This is a genomic window from Aquibium sp. ELW1220 (assembly GCF_030398385.1).
In the GTDB taxonomy this organism is placed as follows: Bacteria; Pseudomonadota; Alphaproteobacteria; order Rhizobiales; family Rhizobiaceae; genus Aquibium.
On the sequence record NZ_JAOAOQ010000004.1, the window covers coordinates 196,899 to 215,276 of the forward strand.

Genomic DNA, 18,378 nt, shown 5'->3' on the forward strand with positions numbered 1-18,378 from the left:
GCCGACAGTCTGGCGCTGCGCCGGCAAGGAGATGCGAATGGCGACGGAACACGCAGCCCAGTTCACCGAGATCCTGGTGCTGCTCGGAGCGGCCGCAGTCTCCGCGCCCGTCTTCAAACGGATCGGGCTGGCCACCGTGCTCGGCTACATCGCCGCGGGCGTCGCGCTGGGGCCGGTGGCGACGCTCATCACCGGCAGCGACGACCTGCTCGACTTCGGCGAACTCGGCGTCGTCCTGCTGTTGTTCGTCATCGGCCTGGAACTGAAGCCGAGCCGCCTGTGGTCCATGCGCCGCGACATCTTCGGTCTCGGGGCCGCCCAGGTGATCGTCACCGGCATCGTCCTGACCGCGCTCGTCCGCTATGCGGGCGGGTTCGGCTGGGAGCAGGCGACGATCATCGGCATGACGCTGGCACTTTCCTCAACGGCATTCGCCCTCCAGCTTCTCGAGGAGAGCGGCGACACGAACCACCGCTACGGCCAGACCTCCTTCTCGATCCTGCTCTTCCAGGATCTCGCCATCGTCCCGCTGCTGGCGCTCGTGCCGCTGCTGGCGCCCGGAACGGCCGATGGCGACGAGTTCGGCTTCCGACATTTCGCCATCGCCGTCATGGCCGTGGCTGCGCTGATCGCCGCCGGACGCTACCTGCTCAACCCGCTGTTCCGCATCATCGCCAACACCGGCGCGCGCGAGGCGATGATCGCCGCCGCCCTCTTCGTCGTGCTCGGCGCCGCGACGCTGATGCAGTCGGTCGGTCTCTCGATGGCGATGGGCGCCTTCGTGGCGGGCGTGATGCTCGCCGAATCATCCTACCGGCACGAGCTCGAGACCAGCATCGAGCCCTTCCGCGGCATCCTTCTCGCGGTCTTCTTCATGGCGGTCGGACTGTCGCTGGATCTCGGCATCATCATGTCCGACTGGCTCGTCATCCTGGTCGCCGTGCCGGTGCTGATGCTCGTCAAGGCGGCGATCTGCTACGGGCTCTGCCGCATGTTCGGTTCGGCTCATGCCGACGCGGTCAGGGTAGCGCTGCTCCTGCCGCAGGGCGGAGAGTTCGGCTTCGTCATCTTCTCGGCCGCGACAGCCGCGTTCCTGCTGCCGCCGGAACTCGCCTCGCTGCTGATCGCCATCATCACCGTCTCGATGGTCGCGACGCCGCTCGCGGTGTCGCTCGGCCGCTTCCTGATCCCGGCAGAGCAGGAAGAGACACTGGAAGAGAACTTCGACGGCGCCGGCTCCGACGTCCTGATGATCGGCTTCTCCCGCTTCGGGCAGATCGCTTCGCAGGTTCTGCTTTCGGGCGGGGCGCGGGTCACGATCATCGACCATTCGGCCAACCGGGTGCGCGCCGTGGAGAAGTTCGGCTTCCGCATCTATTTCGGCGACGGCCGCCGCAAGGACGTGCTCGAGGCCGCCGGCATCCGGCAGGCCCGTATCGTCGCCGTCTGCACGCATGGCCGCGAGGAGACAGACAGGATCGTCGACCTGATCCAGAGCGAATTCCCGCATGTCCGCCTTTTCGTGCGCTCCTACGATCGCGACCACACGCTGACGCTGCGCGCCCGCGACGTCGAATACGAGATCCGGGAGACACTGGAGTCCGGTCTGATGTTCGGCAGGCGGACGCTGGAAGCGGTCGGCCAGGATGAAGAGACGGCTGCCGACATCGTCGACGACGTCCGCCACCGCGACGAGGAGCGTCTGTCGATCCAGGCGGCCGGGCTCAAGGATCCGGGCATCTCGCTGTCGAACCCCGAGCCCCTGATCCGGCCGAAACATGAAGGCAGGCGCATCGACCGCCTCCCGGACATGCCGGATACGACCGAGCCGGTGCGCGGCTGACGCGTCCGGACGGGACGATCGACACTCGCCTTTCACGGACGGGACGCTATTGGATAAGACGGACGCGGTTGCGCGTCGATGCCGGAGAGACGACGTGACCACCGAGCCCGCAAGTCCAGCCGCACCGGCGCCAGCCAAGTTCACCTCAGGCTCGACGCTGCGCCACGTCGTCGTCATGACGGCGACCGGGTCGATCGGCCTCATCGCCATCTTCCTCGTCGATGCGCTCAACCTCTTCTACATCTCGCTGCTGGGCGTGAAGGAACTCGCCGCGGCGATCGGCTTCTCCGCGACGCTGATGTTCTTCACCGTCTCGGTCGGGATCGGCTTCACCATCGCGACGTCGGCGCTCGTCTCGCGCGCGCTCGGCCGCGGCAGCCGGCCTGATGCGGCCGCAATGGGCGGCGCCGCGATCGTCATCATGGCGCTGACGCTGGCCGTCCTGTCGGCGGTCGTCTGGCCCTTCCTGCACCCGTTGCTGGCGATGCTCGGCGCTACGGGCCAGACCCTCGAGCTCGCCACGCGCTTCATGCAGATCGTGCTGCCGTCCTCGCCGCTGGTGGCGGTCGGCATGTGCACGACCGGAATCATGCGCGGCGCCGGCGACGCGCGGCGTTCCATGTACGTGACCCTGGCAAGCGGGCTTGCCGCCGCCGTTCTCGATCCGATCCTGATCTTCGGCCTCGGTCTAGGCCTCGACGGTGCCGCGATCGCCACCGTGCTCGCCCGGCTGGTGATGGTCGTGGTGGGGCTGCACGGCGCGATGGTGGTCCACAAGCTCGTCGCCTGGCCGGACTGGACCCGCCTGCGCATCGCCGCCCGACCCTTCTTCGTGATCGGCCTTCCAGCCGTCGCCACGCAGCTCGCCACGCCGGTCGGCAATGCCTACGTGACCGCCGAGATCGCCCGCTTCGGTGACGATGCGGTCGCCGGCTGGGCCATCATCGGCCGGCTCGTCCCGGTCGCCTTCGGCGCGATCTTCGCGCTGTCGGGCGCTGTCGGCCCGATCCTCGGCCAGAACTACGGCGCACGCCGCTACGACCGCCTGATGTCGGTGATGCGCGACAGCCTGCTGGTCACGCTGGTCTACGTCATTGCCGCCTGGGCGCTGCTGGCCGTATTCAGGCACGGCATTGCCGACCTCTTCGGCGCGACGGCTCAGGCGCGCGACCTGATCGAGTTCTTCTGCCTCTTTGCAGCCGGCAGCTTCCTGTTCAACGGAGCGCTGTTCGTCGCCAACGCAGCGTTCAACAATCTCGGCTATCCGGGCTACTCGACGATCTTCAACTGGGGCCGCGCGACGCTCGGCACCATCCCCTTCGTCTGGGCCGGGGCGCATTTCTACGGTGCGGCCGGCGTCATCGGCGGCTGGGCGCTCGGCTCCGTCATGTTCGGAACGGCAGCGCTCGTCTGGTGCTTCCGGATCGTCCGCGACGTGGCCGACCGCGCGCCACCCGGCCCGCCCCTGCCGGCGCCGCCGCCCGCCTCGCATTCGCCCTTCTCTACCGGCAAGGCCTCGACGATGCTGGAGTGACGAGGCCGCCGGTCAGGCAGGCTCGAATGCCTCGTGCGCGACAAGCGCTGTTTCGATCGACCGCTTCAGCTCGTCCTTGAGCGGCGCCGTCTGCGCCATGATCGCCTCCATGCGCAGGAAATCGAGGACGCGGAAGCGCGACACCGGCGGCCGGATGAAGATCGTCGGCCGGCAGGTCTTGAGCTTCATCTGGATGATCGTCTGCATCATCAGCTGGGTCGACCCGAAGACGAGTTCGAGCGAGTTGAGGATACGCCGGTTGTTCGGCGCGGGCGTTCCCACCACGTCGATGGCGATGGTGATGTCGGCCTTGCCCTCGATCAGGTCGAACGGAACCGGATTGCAGATGCCGCCGTCGATCAGGATCCGCCCATCACGCCGCACCGGACGAAACACCGCCGGGATCGCGGCCGATGCCGCGATCGCCGACGACAGGTCTCCCTCGCTGAAGACCACCTGCTCATGGCGATAGAAGTCGACCGCCGTCACGCTGAGCGGGATCTCGAGCTCTCCGAAGGTCTGCGGGATCGCGGCGGGCAGGAAGGCACCGAGGATCCGCTCGATGTTGAACTGGGTCAGCCTCAGTCCGCCGTCCATGAACTCCGAGAACGTGCCCGGCCGCGCCCGCCACATCCGCGCCGCCACCTCGGCGCGGCGGCTGAGGATGGAATGGGCGTAGCGGTGGATCTCCCGCCCCGTCATGCCCGCGGCCATGCCGGCACCCATGATGGCGCCGATCGAAGACCCGGCGATGGCGACCGGGCGAATGCCCAGTTCGTCGAGCGCCTCGATGGCGTGAATGTGGGCCAGCCCCCGTGCGCCGCCGCCGCCGAAGGCAATGGCGAAGGTCGGCCCGCTCTTGGGCAGGGCCTTGTTCGAAGCGGCGACGTGCCCGTGCATCGGCGTGATCCCTTGCCTTCGATCGCCTACTGGCCGCCGAAGGATGCATCCGGTCCGACGATCATGACCGCTGGCTGTGTCGACAGCAAGTCCCTTGCCGCCGCCTTCACCTCGTCGAGCGTCACCGCTTCGATGAAGTCGCCGCGCCGGTCGATATAATCGATCCCGAGGTCGTCCATCTGAAGCTGGACCAGCGTCCCTGCGATCGCCGCCGAGGAGTCGAGATTGTTGATCGCATAGCTGCCGACGATGTAGGACTTGGCATCCGCGAGTTCCTGCTCTGTCGGACCCTCCGAGGCCATGCGGGCGATGACGTCGCGGATCACCGCAAGCGTCTCTCCCGCCCGGTCGGCCCGCGTCGAGGTGCCGATCATCAGCGCTGACGAATGGTCGCGGTTCACGAGCGACGAGCCGACGCCATAGGCCAGGCCACGCTTCTCGCGCACCTCGTCGAACAACCACGAGGAGAACGTGCCTCCTCCCAGGATATGGTTCATCATGTAGGCGGCGAAGAAACGGGGATCGTCGCGCTCGACGCCGGGGAAGGCGAGCCGGAGGCTGGCCTGCGGCACCGGGAAGGACACCGCGATCTCCTGGTCGAGTTTCGGTTCCACGCGCTCGACCGCCCGGAGTTCGGGCTTTTCGGGCAGTGCGCCGAAGACGCGGTCGAGTTCCGCCTTGAGCGTCTCGGCGTCGATCGCCCCGACCACGCCGACGACCAGGTTTTCGCGGGCGAACAGGTTCTCGTGCAGCGTCTTCAGATCGTCCGCCGTGACCGTCGCCAGCGTCTCGGGCGTGCCCTCGCTGCGGCGGGAATAGGGATGGTCGCCATAGATCGCATTCGCCCAGGCGATCGAGGCTGCCTGGTCCGGATCGTTCGCGCGCGCCTCGATCCCGGCAATCATCTGGGCACGGATGCGCGCCAGCGGCTCGGCGTCGAAGCGCGGCTGGTTGACGGCGAGCCGCAGCAGGCGGAACGCCTCCTCGCGATCCTCCGCCAGCGTCCGCAGCGATCCATAGAAGGCGTCGGGGCTGACGTTGAACGACATCTCGGCGCCCGACAGGTCGAGCGCCTCCTGGAAGGCAGCGCGCGGCATGTCGCCCGCGCCCTCGTCGAACAGCCCGCTCATCAGTTCGGCGAGGCCCTCCTTGCCGACAGGGTCCTGCGTACTCCCCCCCTCGAAGGCGAAGTTCACGGCCACGATCGGAACGGTATAGTCCTCGACCAGCCAGGCCGTGACGCCGCTCTCGCTGGTGACCTCCTGGATTTTCACCGCCGCCTGCACGGGGCCGACCATCACGGCCGCGGTGAGTGAAAGGGCGACGAGTGTGGCAGTGACTGGTTTCATGATGATGTCCGTTGCGAGGGCTGTGGGGGCGACGAACCTCATGAGCGGTCTCCTCCGGCCGGCAGCAGGTAGCCCGTCACCGAGCGGCTCTGGTCGAGATGCCGGCGCGCGGCGTCGCGCACCTGCTCGGCGGTCACGGCCTCAATGCGGTCGGGCCATTTCTCGATGTCCTCGATCGTGCCGCCGGTGGTCAGCGTCGAGCCGTAGATGCGGGCCATGCCGCTCTGGCTGTCGCGGGCGAAGATCAGGCTGCGCACGTAGCGCTTCTTGGCGGCCGCGAGTTCCGCCTCCGTGACGCCCTCGTCGGCGATCCGGGCGATCTCGGCGTCCATCGCCTTCTCGACGTCCTGAAGCGTCGCCTCGCCGCGCGGCGAGGCATAGATCTGGAAGGAGGTCTCGTCGAGCGCGTCGGACTGGTACCAGGCCCCCGCCGACGAGGCGATGCCCTGTTCCACCACCAGCGCCTCGTAGGCGCGCGAGCGCACCCCGCCGCCGAGGATTTCCGACAGGAGGTCGAGCGCCTCGGCCTCGCCGTCCTCGGCCGTCGTATAGGAGGGAACCACCCAGGCCTTGCGGAAGCTCGGCGTCGCGACGCGCGGGTCCGACAGCGTCACGGTCCGCGCGGTGTTCTGCTCCGGCTCGCTCGGGCGGACGCGCGGCGGCAGGTCTGGCCCGCGCGGTACCTTGCCATAGGTCTCCTGCGCCAGCCGTCGGACCTCGCCGGCCTCGACGTCGCCGGCGACGATCAGCACGGCGTTGTTGGGAGCGTAGTAGCGCCGATAGAAATCGATCGCGTCGGTGCGGTTCAGCTTCTCGATCTCGTGCATCCAGCCGATCACCGGAATTCGATAGGGATGGTTCTGGTAGAGCGTGGCGTCGAGTTCCTCGCCGAGCAGCGACCGGGGCTCGCTCTCGACGCGCGAATTGCGCTCTTCCAGGATGACGTCGCGCTCGGGGCCGATCACCTCGTCGGTGAGGATGAGGTTGGTCATCCGGTCCGCCTCGAACGCCATCATGACGGGCAGCGCATCCGGCGCCACCTGCTGGAAGTAGGCGGTGTAGTCATAGGACGTGAAGGCGTTTTCCTGCCCGCCGATCTCGGCGATCCGGCGCGAGAACTCGCCCGCCGGATGGCTCTCCGTGCCCTTGAACATCAGGTGCTCGAAGAAATGCGCGATGCCCGACTTGCCCGGATCCTCGTCGGCGCTTCCAACCTTGTACCACAGCATGTGGGTCACCACCGGCGCGCGGCGATCGGGGATCACCACCACCTGCAGTCCGTTGTCGAGCACGAAGCTCGTCACGTCGCTGGACTGCTGCTGCGTGCCCGACACGGTTTCCGCGGCCATGGCCGTCGGGGAGAGAGGAGCGGCGCCCGCCATGAGCGCGATAAGCAGCGCCGGGATGATCCTCCGTCCCCGCGTTCCGTGGCGTTTCTCGTCCATTCGCAGTCACCTCGGATTGTTGATACCGCAGACATGGGGCGGCAGGCTTGGCCTGTGAAGCGCACGGCGGATGAATTATCCGTCATGTAGCCGCAGGCCCGGTCGATGCGACCGAGCCGGAGACTCAGTCCGCCTCGATGAAGCGGATGATCGTGTCACCATAGTGGCGTTCGTCGACGACCGCGAAGCCGTCGACCCGGCCGAACGGCGCGGCCGCCGCCTCCTCGACCACGCACAGCGCACCAGGCTTCAGCCATCCCCCCGCACGCGCCGAGGCCAGTGCCTGCTCGCCGAAGCCCTTGCCGTAGGGCGGGTCGGCGAAGACGAGGTCGAACGGGGCGATCGTGCCGACGCTGCCGAGCGACGTCGCGTCGCGGCGGAAGATCTTGGTCCTGCCCTGCAGGCCGAAGGCCTCGACATTGGTGCGGATGAGGCCCCGCCCCTCGGCGCTCTCCTCGACGAACAGGCAATGCGCGGCGCCGCGCGAGATCGCCTCGAGCCCGAGCGCACCGGTGCCCGCGAACAGGTCGAGCACGCGCGCGCCCTCCAGCCGGTCGCCATGACGATGGCCGAGCACGTTGAAGACGGCCTCGCGCGTGCGGTCGGTCGTCGGGCGGATCGCCTGGCTCTTCGGCGTCGCGAGCGTGCGCCCGCGAAACTCTCCCCCGACGATCCGCATGGCGTCATCCGTCTCCGATCCGTGCAACGGTCCTAGTCGTCCCGGCGCGGCTTGCGCGGGCCACGGCCGGCACCGCTTGCAGGACCCTTGCCGGGGCCATTGCGCGACGGAACGGGACGCGAACCGCCGCCGGCCTTGCGCGGCCCGGAGCGTGCCGGCCGCTTCGGCGCGGCGTCACCCGTGGCCTCGGCATCGTCCTTCTTCCCCTGCGGACGCGCACCGGGCGCCATCCAGACGTTGGACGACCGCGCCCGCGGCGGCGTGTAGGCCTTCTCCTCGCGCTCCTCGCGGTTTTCGCGCTTCTTGCCGCCGAAGGACGGCCGCGTGGTCTGCAGCCGGCCGAGCACGTTCTCGCGATGCGCCTCGCGGTCGCGCTTGCGGTTCTTGATCAGCCCGCCCTCGCCCGGCTCGGAGCGGGGACCGCTCCGCTCGGCCGACGGCTCGGGCCTCGGCGCGACCGTCGGCTTGTTGGTGAACGGGGTGGTCACCGGCGCGTCGAAATTGGCGCCCGCCTCCTCTATCAGCCGCTCGCCGAGCTGGTCGCGCAGCATGCGGCCCTTGATCTCCTGCACCGCCCCTTCGGCGAGATCGCCGAGCTGGAAGGGTCCGTAGGAGATGCGGATGAGCCGGTTCACGTCGAGGCCGAGCGAGGCGAGGATGTTCTTCACCTCGCGGTTCTTGCCCTCGCGCAGTCCGATCGTCAGCCAGGCGTTGGAGCCCTGCTCGCGGTCGAGCGTCGCCTCGATGGCGCCGTAGAAGACGCCGTCGACGGCAACGCCGTCGCGCAGCGAGGCGAGCTGCTTCTCGTCGACATGCCCGTGCACCCGCACGCGGTAGCGCCGCAGCCAGCCGGTCGCGGGCAGCTCCAGCAGCCGCGCCAGCCCGCCGTCATTGGTCAGAAGCAGCAGGCCCTCGGTATTGATGTCGAGACGGCCGACCGTGATCAGCCGCGGCAGTTCCTCGGGCAGCGCCTCGAAGATGGTCGGCCGGCCCTCCGGGTCGCGGTTGGTGGTCACCAGCCCGCCGGGCTTGTGGAACAGGAACAGACGCGTCCGCTCGATCTCGGGGATCGGCTGACCGTCTATGGTGATGCGGTCGGCGGCGATCACGTTGAAGGCGGGGCTCGCCAGCACCTTGCCGTTCACGGCCACCCGGCCATCAGCGACCAGCGCCTCGGCGTCGCGGCGCGACGAGACACCGGCGCGCGCCAGCCGCTTGGCGATGCGCTCGGGTACCGCAGCCGCCTCCTCTGTCGCAGGCTGGAAGCGGTCGCCGCCGCGCCCCTCCGCCTGCGCGCCGCGCGGACGCTCCCGGAAGCCGGGCTTCTCGCCACGGAACGGCTTGTCGGTGCGGAACTGCCGCTCGCTGCGCTCGGGACGCGGACCGCCCACGCCGCGATCCTCGCGCGGCTTGCGGTCGCCGAACGGCTTGTCGGCATCGAAGCGCCGGGCCGGCCGCTCCGGGAAACCCGCCTCGCCCTCCGGCTTGCGGGCACGATAGGGCTTGGCATCGCCCTCGGGCCGGGGACGGTACGGCTTGTCGCCGCCGCCGGGCGCCTTGGAACGGTAGGGCTTGCTCTCGCCGGCCGGGCCACGCGGCCTGTCGCCGTCGAAGCGCCGCGCCGGACGCTCGCGGGCCGGCCCGTCGCCCGCAGGAGCACGCTTCACATATGGCTTGCGGGGACGCTCGTCGCCCGACCGCGTCTCGTCACGGTCGAACCGGCGCGCCGGCCGCTCCGCCGAACCCGCCTCGCCTTCCGGCTTGCGGGCGCGATAGGGCTTGGCATCGCCATCGGGGCGCGGGCGGTATGGCTTGCCGCCGGCCGATGGGCCTCCTTGCCGATAGGGCTTGCCCCCGCCGGGTGCACCACGCGGCTTGTCACCGTCGAAACGCCGCGCCGGGCGCTCGCCAGCGGGCCCGTCGCCTGCCGGCGCGCGCTTGACATAGGGCTTGCGCGGACGATCCCCGCCCGACGCCCCTCCGCCCGACGCCCCTCCGCCCGACGACCGCGTCTCGTCGCGGTCGAACCGGCGCGCCGGCCGCTCGGCCGAACCGGCCTCACCTTCCGGCTTGCGCGCGCGGTAGGGCTTGGCGTCGCCATCCGGGCGCGGCCGGTACGGCTTGTCGCCGCCGCCGGGCGCCTTGGAACGATAGGGCTTGCCTTCGCCGGCCGGGCCGCGCGGCTTGTCGCCATCGAAGCGCCGTGCCGGACGTTCGCCCGCCTTCGCGCCGTCCGCGCCCGGCTTGCGTGCGCCGGCGAACCCACCGGTCCTCGGCTTGGAAGCAGCCTTGCGCGGGGCGTCCCCGCCGCGTCGGCCCTTGCCGCCCTTGTCGTTTGTGTCGTCGTCCATGTGGCCTTTGCCTTTCCGCGCGGCTAACTAACAGCAACGCCAGCCCGGCGCGAGTGGAATTGTCAGGAAGGATGAGCGGTGAAACGCCCGGATTTCATGGGTGAAGCGATGGCCGAGGCCCGCGCCGCCGCCGCACGCGGCGAGGTGCCGGTCGGCGCGGTCGTCGTGGTCGACGGCATCATCGTCGCCCGCGCCGGCAACCGGACCCGCGAATTCGCCGATCCGACCGCCCACGCCGAGATACTCGCGATCCGCCAGGCCTGCGGCAACGCAGGCTCGGAACGCATCGGTTCGGCTGATCTCTACGTGACGTTGGAGCCATGCGCAATGTGCGCGGCCGCAATCTCCTTCGCGCGCATCCGCCGCCTCTATTTCGGCGCGGATGATCCGAAGGGGGGCGCGGTGGTCAATGGGCCGCGGTTCTTCGCAGCGCCGACCTGCCACTATGCCCCGGATGTGTATCCGGGGATCGGCGAGCGCGAAGCCGCGGCAATCCTGCGCGACTTCTTCCGTGAACGCAGGCAGGAGACCTGAAGGGCCGACGCGCGGGCCGGCCGGATCGGCCGGTCAGAAGCCCGGGATGAGGTCGCGCCAGCTGAACGTGCTGCCGCCGCCGGCCTCCGCCTTGCGGCGCTGTTCCTTGCGCCACTCTTCCTCGCCGACGTCGCCCACGGGCGCGGTCTCGACCGGCTTGCGGTATTCCGTCGGCGGTTCGCTGAGATAGCGGCGGGTCGTGGCGCTGCCCTGCTTGTTCTCGGCCAGGCGCCGGTTGAATTCCTCGCGCGTCTGCTTGCCGTTTCCATTGAAGGTGTCGACGACGTCGCCGCGCGCGTTGCGCACGGGGGCCGGCGCCGATGCGGTGCGCGTATCCACCACCTCGGGCGAAAAATCCATGTTGTCGCGATTGGCGGTCGCCTCGGCGCGGATGCGGGCGCGCCGCTGCTCGGGCGATTCGGGCCAGTCGGGATTGGCCGATGCCACGACGCTGTCCTGCGGCGGCGGCAGAGTTGCGAGCGAAGCCGGCTTCACCAGTTCGGGACGCGGCTTGTACTCGATGCGCTGGTCGTTCTTCGGCGCAAGCGACAGCACCCCGGTGATGTCTTCGAGAAGCTGCTGGTCGGCCGGCTTGTCGGTGCCGTAGGTGGGCGAGCCCATGCAACCCGACAGCGATGCGATCGCCACGGCGAGAACCAGCCCCTGCGGTGCAGTCCTGCGAAGCGCGTGTGTGACGCCAGACTTCATACGTAATTCGCCTTTCCCGACGGCCGTTCTATACCCGCGTCGTGGTTGCCGACTGTTGGGTCGAAAATCCGGCAACAAGATGACGCGGGGGCGTTAACGTCGTGTATAGCAACCGGCCCGCATCGGCAATGCACGGGCCGCGAGCCATGCCGGCGACGGCGCGAGGCCGCCGCCCGCAGACGCCCTCAGATCCGCCCCAGCGCCTTCAGTTCCTTCAGCGCCGCGGCATCGCGCGCCGACACGTCCGGGAAGTCCGGGTCGGAGCCCACGTCGTCGGTATAGCGCCACGAGCGCGCGCACTTGGCGCCGCCCGCCTGTGCGAACGTCACGCCGACGCCCTTCACGTCGTCCAGCGTGAAGGCCTCGGCCGGTGCTGCGCCTTCGCGCACCGAGATGCCGCTGGTGATGGCGATCTCGGCCATGTCGGTGCCCTCGAGCGCCGCCATCAGGGCCGGATCCGCAATGGTGACGATGGGCGCCGCCTCAAGCGAGGAGCCGATCGTCTTGCGCGCCCGCTCCAGTTCGAGCGCTCCCGTCACCACGCGCCGCACCTGCCTGATCCTGCGCCATTTTTCGGCCAGCGCCTCGTCGCGCCATTCGGCCGGCACGTCCGGAAACTGCGCCAGATGCACCGAAATCGCCTGCGGATGACGGTCGAGCCAGGCCTCCTCCATGGTAAAGGGCAGCATCGGCGCCAGCCACGTCACCAGGCAGTCGAACAGCTTGCGCACCACCACGATCGAGGCCTTGCGCCGCAGGCTCGACGGCGCATCGCAGTAGAGCGCGTCCTTGCGCACGTCGAAATAGAAGGCCGACAGGTCGACCACCATGAAGTCGATCAGCGACTTGGTGATGCGCTTGAAGTCGAAGGCGTCGTAGCTCTTGCGCACCATCTGGTCGAGTTCGGCCAGCCGGTGCAGCATCAGCCGCTCGAGCTCCGGCATGTCGGCCAGCGCCACCTCCTCGCCCTCGTCGTGGGCGAGCGTGCCCAGCATCCAGCGGATGGTGTTGCGCAGCTTGCGGTAGGCGTCGATGTTGGTCTGCAGCACGTTCTTGCCGAGCCGCTGGTCCTCCCAGTAATCGGTGGTCATGACCCACAGCCGCAGGATATCGGCGCCGGACTTGGCCATCACGTCCTGCGGAACAACGGTGTTGCCGAGCGACTTCGACATCTTGCGGCCGTCCTCGTCCATGGTGAAGCCATGGGTGATGACCGCGTCGTAGGGCGCTCGCCCGCGCGTGCCGCAGGCTTCCAGCAGCGAGGAATGGAACCAGCCGCGATGCTGGTCGGAGCCCTCGAGATAGACGTCGGCCGGCCATTTCAGGTCCGGCCGGTCCTCCAGCGTGAAGGTGTGGGTCGAACCCGAATCGAACCAGACATCGAGGATGTCCCTGACCATCGCCCACGGCTCGTTGGCCCGCGAACCGAGGAAACGCTCGCGCGCGCCCTCGGCGAACCAGGCGTCGGCGCCCTCCGCCTCGAAGGCTTCGAGGATGCGGGCGTTCACCGCCTCGTCCTTCAGCACCGTGCCGTCCTCGGCCACGAAGACGCAGATCGGCACGCCCCACGCGCGCTGGCGCGACAGCACCCAGTCCGGCCGCTCCTCGATCATGGCACGCAGGCGGTTTTGCCCTTGAGCCGGAACAAACCTCGTATTGTCGATCGCTAGAAGAGCGCGATTTCGCAAGGTGTCCCGCCCTTCGGGATAGTGTCCAAGGCTCGCTCGCGTACCGAAGTCCATCGGCGTCCCGTCGGCAAGTTGGAAAACCAGGTCCTTGTCCATGTGGACGAACCATTGCGGCGTGTTGCGGAAGATGACCGGCTTCTTCGACCGCCAGGAATGCGGATAGGAGTGCTTCAGCCGCCCGCGCGCAAACAGCATGCCGCGCTCGATCAGTGCCTCGATGACGACCTTGTTGGCGTCGCCCTTCTTGCCGTTGTCGTCGATCACCCGCGCCGCCCCGCCCGGCCGGTCCGGCCCGAAGCCCGGCGCGTCCTTCGTGAAGAAGCCGGCATCGTCGACGGTGAACGGGATCGTGGTCTCGATGCCCCGCGCCCGCAGCTCCTTCGCCGCATCCATCCAGGCGTCGAAATCCTCGCGACCATGGCCCGGCGCCGTGTGCACGAAGCCCGTGCCGGCATCGTCGGTGACGTGGTCGCCGGCAAGCATGGGGACCGGGAAGGAATAGGGCGAGCCCTCGCCACCGCCGATCTCCCCCCTCGTGGGGGAGATGCCCGGCAGGGCAGAGGGGGGCGCGACGGACGGAGACGTCGGCGGGACAGCGCCCCCCTCTGTCGGCTGCGCCGACATCTCCCCCACGAGGGGGGAGATCGGGCGCCAGCCCGCGAGCGGATGCGCCAGAGTCACCGAAGCAAGTTCGTCAGCCGAAACCGAGCGCAACTTCCTGAACGACAGCTTGGCCTTGGCAAAACTCTCCTCCGCCAGCGCATCCGCGAAGATCAGCTTCTCCCCGGCCTGCGGCCCGAAATCGTTCTCGGCCGCTGTCACCTCGTAGAGCCCGTAGGCCACGCGCGGGGAGAAGGCGACGGCGCGGTTGCCCGGCATGGTCCAGGGTGTGGTGGTCCAGATGACAACGGAAGCGCCACCCAACACATTGAGCGTTTCAGGCGGACCCATCACCACCGGAAACTTCACCCAGACCGTATCACTCTCATAGTCGTGATACTCGACCTCGGCCTCCGCCAGCGCGGTGCGCTCGACCACGCTCCACATAACCGGCTTCGACCCGCGATACAGTTGGTCGCTCATCGCGAATTTCAACAGTTCCCCCGCGATCCGCGCCTCGGCGTGGAAGGCCATCGTCGTGTAGGGATTGTCGAAGTCGCCCTCGACGCCGAGCCGCTTGAACTCGCCGGCCTGCACGGTGATCCAGTGCTGCGCGAACTCGCGGCACTCCTGGCGGAACTCGTTGACCGGCACCTCGTCCTTGTTCTTGCCCGCCGCGCGGTACTTCTCCTCGATCTTCCACTCGATCGGCAGGCCGTGGCAGTCCCAGCCCGGAACGTAGTTGGAATCGTAGCCGCGCATCTGGAAGGACCGCGTGATGACGTCCTTCAGGATCTTGTTCAGCGCATGCCCGATATGGATGTTGCCGTTGGCATAGGGCGGCCCGTCATGCAGCACGTAGAGCGGCCGCCCCCTGGCGTCCTCGCGCAGGCGCTTGTAGAGCCCCATCTCCTGCCAGCGGGCGACGATCTGCGGCTCCTTCTCGGGCAGGCCGGCCCGCATCGGGAAATCGGTCTTGGGCAGGTAGAGCGTCTTGGAATAGTCGAGCGTGTCGGCTGTATCGGTCATGGTCTCGCCATTGCATGGACCCGGGGCATGACGCCGCGCCGGGCCGGTTCGTACGAACTGGAAATGCGCATCGCGCGCGAAGGCTGTCCCGGACCGTCCGGCGGCATCAGGCCGCCCGGAAGGCCGGGCCGGTAATTCGGATCGCGAAGGGGCGAAGGACCGCGCTCGGTGTCATGGCCGCACCATGTAGACGACGAACCGCGCGGAATAAAGGGGTTTTGGCGGGGCGATTTGCCCCGTCGCCCCGCTCACATCGAGAAGTCGAACCTGTAGGTCGCCGAAACGCCTAGCAGGAACTGGTGCTCGGATCCGCGTTCCTTCACCAGGCTCGAATCCGCCGCCGAGCCCATCAGCCGCGAATATTCGCCGAACAGGCTGGTCTCGATCGTGTCGGTGGCCTTCCAGGTGATCGCGCCGCCGAAGCCGACCGACTCGACGCCGCCGTCGGCATCGTAGGCCGACAGGCCGGACGCGATCGATTCGTCGGCCGACACGCCGTACCAGGCTTCGAAATAGTCGTCGGAGCCGAAGGAGGCACGCGGCCCGCCCGAGACACGGATGGCGGGGGTGACGTCCATGAAGGCGTCGGCGGCGAGGTCGCCCGTGATGCCGTCATGCGAGCGGATGCCATGCCGGACCTCGCCGCGCAGGCGCAGCCAGTCGACGGGGTAGAACTCGGCGAAGACGCCGAGTTCGCCGCCGAAGCGCACCGGATCGAGGCCGGCGAGATCGTCCGAATCGTTGTCGTCGCGGCCGAAGACGAGCTTGCCGGTCGGGCCGGCGCGGAAATAGCCCTGGTCGATGACGCCGATCGAGATGTTGTCGTTGCGCGAGGAGAACGGCGTCGAGCTGCCCTGGCGGCCGAACGAGATCAGCGGCTGGCCGCGGAAGCGGTAGTCGTCGTCGCCCTTGAACTCGGGCGCGACGAAGCCGGCGCCACCCACCTTCAGGTACCAGTCGCCCGAAAACCAGTTCTCCGCCTGCGCGGGCACGACTGACGCGGCGATCATCAGGACAGGCAGGGCGGCGAGGATGGCTCTCGGCATGGTCACTCTCGATTCGAAGAAGCAGACGGAAGAACGCGTGGCGATGTTGCTTATACCATGCCCGCCGCACAATGGACCTGTGGTTGACGAAATTTGAACCCGCCGGATGAATCTTTCGTGAAGACGGCGCGCGCAGGCTCGACCATCCGTCACCAGACCTCACCCTGCAGCCGGTCGAAGATCAGTCGGCGCATCTGGCGCATCATCGTGCCGGGAAGCAGCCGGCCCGCGAGCGCAACGGATCGGTTCGCCCGGCCCGGCACCACCAGCCGCCGCCCCGCGAGGGTGGCGTCGAGGATGATGCGGGCCGCGACCTCCGGCGGCATGCGCCTGTCCGCATCGGCGCCGGCCGGTGCGTGGCGCCGGGCATGGTCGGTGCGCAGCGGACCGGGACACGCGAGCGTCACGGAGACGCCGCGCCGTGCAAACGGCTTGCGCACGCTCTTCGCATAGACGGCCAGCGCGTCCTTCGAGGCCGCATAGACGGCCGCGCCGGGATAGCCGGTGAAATGCGACAGCGAGGAGACGAAGCACATCGGCCCCGCCATCTGCCCCGTCCGCACCAGCCCGGCCGAGAGCAGCATCGGCGTCTCGGCATTGACCGTCATCAGGCGCCGGTAGGCCTCGATCGGGATCGCCTCGAACCGCCCCGTCGCGCTCACCCCGGCGTTGAAGACGGCGAGACCGAACGGCCCCATCCCGCCAAGCCGTTCGGCGAGCGCGTCCACGGCGTGCCGATCGGCGAGGTCGCAAGCCAGGTGTTCGAGGCCGGGCACCGTCGTGCCCTCTGCCCGGTCGACCGAGACGACCCGCCAGCCCTCGGCCAGCAGGCGCTCGACGATGGCGCGGCCGAGACCCGCGCCGCCCCCGGTGACGAGCGCGGTCTTCATCGCCCGCCCTCCCCCCGCCCGAGGAAACGCGCAAACGAGATCGTCTCGACCGTCCGGCCCCGGGCGATGGCCGCATCGATCAGCCGCGCCATGGTTCCGGTGCGCGCGAACAGCCGCACCAGCCGGCCGGGATCGTGCCCGGCGCGGGCGTGCATGCCGGTATCCGTGGGGCCGGGGTGAACCACCTGGACCGCAATCCGGCCCCGCCACTCCTCGGCCAGCGCCCTTGCGAAGCCGTGCAGGCCGGCCTTGGCAGCGGCATAGCTGGCGAAGCCTGCCGCACCCTTGCGCGCCGTCGATCCGATGAGCACCAGCCGTCCCTGCCCTGCCTCGAGCCGTGGCCGCAGCGCCTGCGCCAGCGTGACGGCGCAAAACAGGTTGGCGTCGAGGACGTCGCGCAGCATCTGCGGCGTCTCGCCGGCCGGATCGACGGCGTGGCCGGTGCCGGCGTTGAGGACAGCGAGGTCGAGTCTGTCCCAGCCAAGGTCGTCTAGAGCAGAAAGGATCGCCGCGACCGCCCGTTCGGGATGGCGCTGGTCGGCCTGGACGTAGGCCACGCCGTCAGGAAGAACGCGGCGGGCCTCTTCGGCCGACCGGCGGCCAGTCGCGAGCACCGCCGCGTCCGGCGCATGCCGGACAACGAGCGCCAGGCCGATGCCCGACGTCGCCCCCGTGATCAGGATCCGCTTTTGCCGCGGCATCTGCCCTGTGTCCCCCATGCGGGGAGCTTTGCCCCAAGCGGCGGGCCGCGTCGATAAACAGCCGCGTGATGATCAGCCGGGAAAGCACAGCCCGGCATCGACCGCCGAGAGCGGCCGCACGCCGGCCAGCAGCGCCCGCGCCTCCGCCTCGTCGCGCTTCATCTGCGCCACCAGCGCATCGAGGCCGTCGAACTTCTCCTCGCCGCGCAGGAAGCCGAACAGCGAGACGCGGCACGTCTCGCCATAGAGACTGCCGGAAAAGTCGAAGACGAAGGTCTCGAGCAACGGCGCGCCGTCCATGTCCACCGTCGGGCGCCTGCCGAAGCTCGCCACGCCGTCGTGCAGCGACCCGTCCGGCCGCCGCAGCCGCACGGCATAGATGCCGTACCTCAGGCCGGTCTCCGGCGGCAGCGCCATGTTGGCTGTCGGATAGCCGAGCGTGCGGCCGAGTTGCTTGCCGCCGACGATCTCGGCCTCGACCGTGAAGCGGTAGCCCAGCAGGCCCGCCGCCTCCGCCACGGCGCCCTGCTCCAGGAGGGTCCGGATGCGGCTCGACGAGACGACCTCCGCGCCCTCGTCGCGCAGCGCGTCGACCAGCGTCACGCCGAAGCCGTGCCGCAGCCCGGCTTCCATCAGATAGGCCGGGCCACCTTGCCGGTTCTTGCCGAAATGAAAGTCGAAGCCGGTCACCGCATGCGCGATGCCCAGGCCGTCGGTCAGCACCCGACCGACGAATTCTTCCGCCGTCAGGCCGGCGAAGTCGCGCGAAAAGGCCTGCTCCACGACGGCATCGAAACCGGCGCGGCGGATCAGGTCGGCCTTCAGCGGCGCCGGGGTCAGCCGGAACACCGGTGTCTCCGGCCGGAACACCGAGCGCGGATGCGGCTCGAAGGTCAGCGCCAGGGCTGGCGCGCCCATGCCGTCGGCAAGCGCGCGCGCCCGCTCCAGCACCGCCGTGTGGCCACGATGCACCCCATCGAAATTGCCGATCGCCGCCACCCCGCCCCGCAGGGCAGCGGGCAAGGCGGCTGGATCGTCGATCCGCTGGAAGGTCTTCAAGCTCATGGCGGGCTTCGTCCTG

Annotated in this window: 14 protein-coding genes; 3 read left to right on the plus strand and 11 right to left on the minus strand. The window is 69.0% G+C overall.

Annotated elements, in window-relative coordinates; all coding sequences use genetic code 11:
• The first annotated feature begins 37 nt into the window (after positions 1 to 37).
• Both N1F91_RS05685 and N1F91_RS05690 read left to right on the plus strand, forming a co-directional pair.
• Positions 38 to 1,843: a monovalent cation:proton antiporter-2 (CPA2) family protein gene (locus N1F91_RS05685; protein WP_289990772.1), complete on the plus strand. Its 1,806-nt coding sequence runs from the start codon at positions 38 to 40 to the stop codon at positions 1,841 to 1,843.
• Positions 1,844 to 1,937: 94 nt separating this feature from the next.
• Positions 1,938 to 3,377, plus strand: a complete 1,440-nt coding sequence (locus tag N1F91_RS05690; protein ID WP_289990773.1) for an MATE family efflux transporter — start codon at positions 1,938 to 1,940, stop codon at positions 3,375 to 3,377.
• 12 nt (positions 3,378 to 3,389) lie between these two features.
• On the opposite strand, the gene N1F91_RS05695 is transcribed toward N1F91_RS05690, so the two are convergent.
• From N1F91_RS05695 to N1F91_RS05715, 5 genes are all read right to left on the minus strand, one after another.
• The gene (locus tag N1F91_RS05695) at positions 3,390 to 4,277 is read right to left on the minus strand and encodes a patatin-like phospholipase family protein (protein WP_289990774.1); all 888 of its coding nucleotides are present in this window, start codon (positions 4,275 to 4,277) and stop codon (positions 3,390 to 3,392) included.
• Positions 4,278 to 4,303: 26 nt separating this feature from the next.
• The gene (locus tag N1F91_RS05700; RefSeq protein ID WP_289990775.1) at positions 4,304 to 5,626 is read right to left on the minus strand and encodes a pitrilysin family protein; all 1,323 of its coding nucleotides are present in this window, start codon (positions 5,624 to 5,626) and stop codon (positions 4,304 to 4,306) included.
• A gap of 38 nt (positions 5,627 to 5,664) precedes the next feature.
• Positions 5,665 to 6,975 (minus strand): pitrilysin family protein, encoded by a 1,311-nt coding sequence (locus tag N1F91_RS05705; protein ID WP_289990848.1) that lies wholly within the window; start codon positions 6,973 to 6,975, stop codon positions 5,665 to 5,667.
• A 220-nt stretch (positions 6,976 to 7,195) separates the two neighbouring features.
• Positions 7,196 to 7,750 (minus strand): 16S rRNA (guanine(966)-N(2))-methyltransferase RsmD, encoded by a 555-nt coding sequence (rsmD, locus tag N1F91_RS05710; RefSeq protein WP_289990776.1) that lies wholly within the window; start codon positions 7,748 to 7,750, stop codon positions 7,196 to 7,198.
• A gap of 32 nt (positions 7,751 to 7,782) precedes the next feature.
• A complete protein-coding gene (locus N1F91_RS05715; RefSeq protein WP_289990777.1) occupies positions 7,783 to 10,101 on the minus strand; it encodes a pseudouridine synthase in 2,319 nt (772 codons plus the stop codon).
• Positions 10,102 to 10,179: 78 nt separating this feature from the next.
• Between N1F91_RS05715 and N1F91_RS05720 the strand changes: the two genes are divergently transcribed.
• Complete coding sequence (locus N1F91_RS05720) at positions 10,180 to 10,635, plus strand: nucleoside deaminase (RefSeq protein WP_289990778.1); 456 nt, start codon at positions 10,180 to 10,182, stop codon at positions 10,633 to 10,635.
• A 33-nt stretch (positions 10,636 to 10,668) separates the two neighbouring features.
• Here N1F91_RS05720 and N1F91_RS05725 read toward each other — a convergent pair whose 3' ends face one another.
• The 6 genes from N1F91_RS05725 to N1F91_RS05750 all read right to left on the minus strand — a co-directional run bounded on the left by N1F91_RS05725 (position 10,669) and on the right by N1F91_RS05750 (position 18,362).
• Entirely contained in the window at positions 10,669 to 11,343 is a 675-nt protein-coding gene (locus N1F91_RS05725) for a hypothetical protein (protein WP_289990779.1), read from the minus strand.
• Positions 11,344 to 11,528: 185 nt separating this feature from the next.
• Entirely contained in the window at positions 11,529 to 14,660 is a 3,132-nt protein-coding gene (gene ileS / locus N1F91_RS05730; protein ID WP_289990780.1) for an isoleucine--tRNA ligase, read from the minus strand.
• A 248-nt stretch (positions 14,661 to 14,908) separates the two neighbouring features.
• Positions 14,909 to 15,706, minus strand: a complete 798-nt coding sequence (locus N1F91_RS05735; protein WP_289990781.1) for a MipA/OmpV family protein — start codon at positions 15,704 to 15,706, stop codon at positions 14,909 to 14,911.
• Between the two features lie 149 nt (positions 15,707 to 15,855).
• The gene (locus tag N1F91_RS05740; RefSeq protein ID WP_289990782.1) at positions 15,856 to 16,596 is read right to left on the minus strand and encodes an SDR family NAD(P)-dependent oxidoreductase; all 741 of its coding nucleotides are present in this window, start codon (positions 16,594 to 16,596) and stop codon (positions 15,856 to 15,858) included.
• The gene (locus N1F91_RS05745) at positions 16,593 to 17,297 is read right to left on the minus strand and encodes an SDR family oxidoreductase (protein ID WP_289990783.1); all 705 of its coding nucleotides are present in this window, start codon (positions 17,295 to 17,297) and stop codon (positions 16,593 to 16,595) included. The genes N1F91_RS05740 and N1F91_RS05745 overlap by 4 nt, the downstream gene beginning before the upstream one ends.
• Positions 17,298 to 17,369: 72 nt before the next feature.
• Positions 17,370 to 18,362: a bifunctional riboflavin kinase/FAD synthetase gene (locus tag N1F91_RS05750; protein ID WP_289990784.1), complete on the minus strand. Its 993-nt coding sequence runs from the start codon at positions 18,360 to 18,362 to the stop codon at positions 17,370 to 17,372.
• Between the last annotated feature and the right edge of the window lie 16 nt (positions 18,363 to 18,378).

Bases quoted from the DNA above. Each gene is read 5' to 3' on its own strand.
- N1F91_RS05705 (WP_289990848.1), bottom strand. From the start codon at position 6,975: ATGGCCGCGGAAACCGTGTCGGGCACGCAGCAGCAGTCCAGCGACGTG.
- N1F91_RS05740 (WP_289990782.1), bottom strand. From the start codon at position 16,596: ATGAAGACCGCGCTCGTCACCGGGGGCGGCGCGGGTCTCGGCCGCGCC.
- N1F91_RS05750 (WP_289990784.1), bottom strand. From the start codon at position 18,362: ATGAGCTTGAAGACCTTCCAGCGGATCGACGATCCAGCCGCCTTGCCC.
- N1F91_RS05725 (WP_289990779.1), bottom strand. From the start codon at position 11,343: ATGAAGTCTGGCGTCACACACGCGCTTCGCAGGACTGCACCGCAGGGG.
- N1F91_RS05715 (WP_289990777.1), bottom strand. From the start codon at position 10,101: ATGGACGACGACACAAACGACAAGGGCGGCAAGGGCCGACGCGGCGGG.
- N1F91_RS05735 (WP_289990781.1), bottom strand. From the start codon at position 15,706: ATGCCGAGAGCCATCCTCGCCGCCCTGCCTGTCCTGATGATCGCCGCG.
- N1F91_RS05685 (WP_289990772.1), top strand. From the start codon at position 38: ATGGCGACGGAACACGCAGCCCAGTTCACCGAGATCCTGGTGCTGCTC.
- N1F91_RS05745 (WP_289990783.1), bottom strand. From the start codon at position 17,297: ATGCCGCGGCAAAAGCGGATCCTGATCACGGGGGCGACGTCGGGCATC.
- rsmD (WP_289990776.1), bottom strand. From the start codon at position 7,750: ATGCGGATCGTCGGGGGAGAGTTTCGCGGGCGCACGCTCGCGACGCCG.
- ileS (WP_289990780.1), bottom strand. From the start codon at position 14,660: ATGACCGATACAGCCGACACGCTCGACTATTCCAAGACGCTCTACCTG.
- N1F91_RS05695 (WP_289990774.1), bottom strand. From the start codon at position 4,277: ATGCACGGGCACGTCGCCGCTTCGAACAAGGCCCTGCCCAAGAGCGGG.
- N1F91_RS05700 (WP_289990775.1), bottom strand. From the start codon at position 5,626: ATGAAACCAGTCACTGCCACACTCGTCGCCCTTTCACTCACCGCGGCC.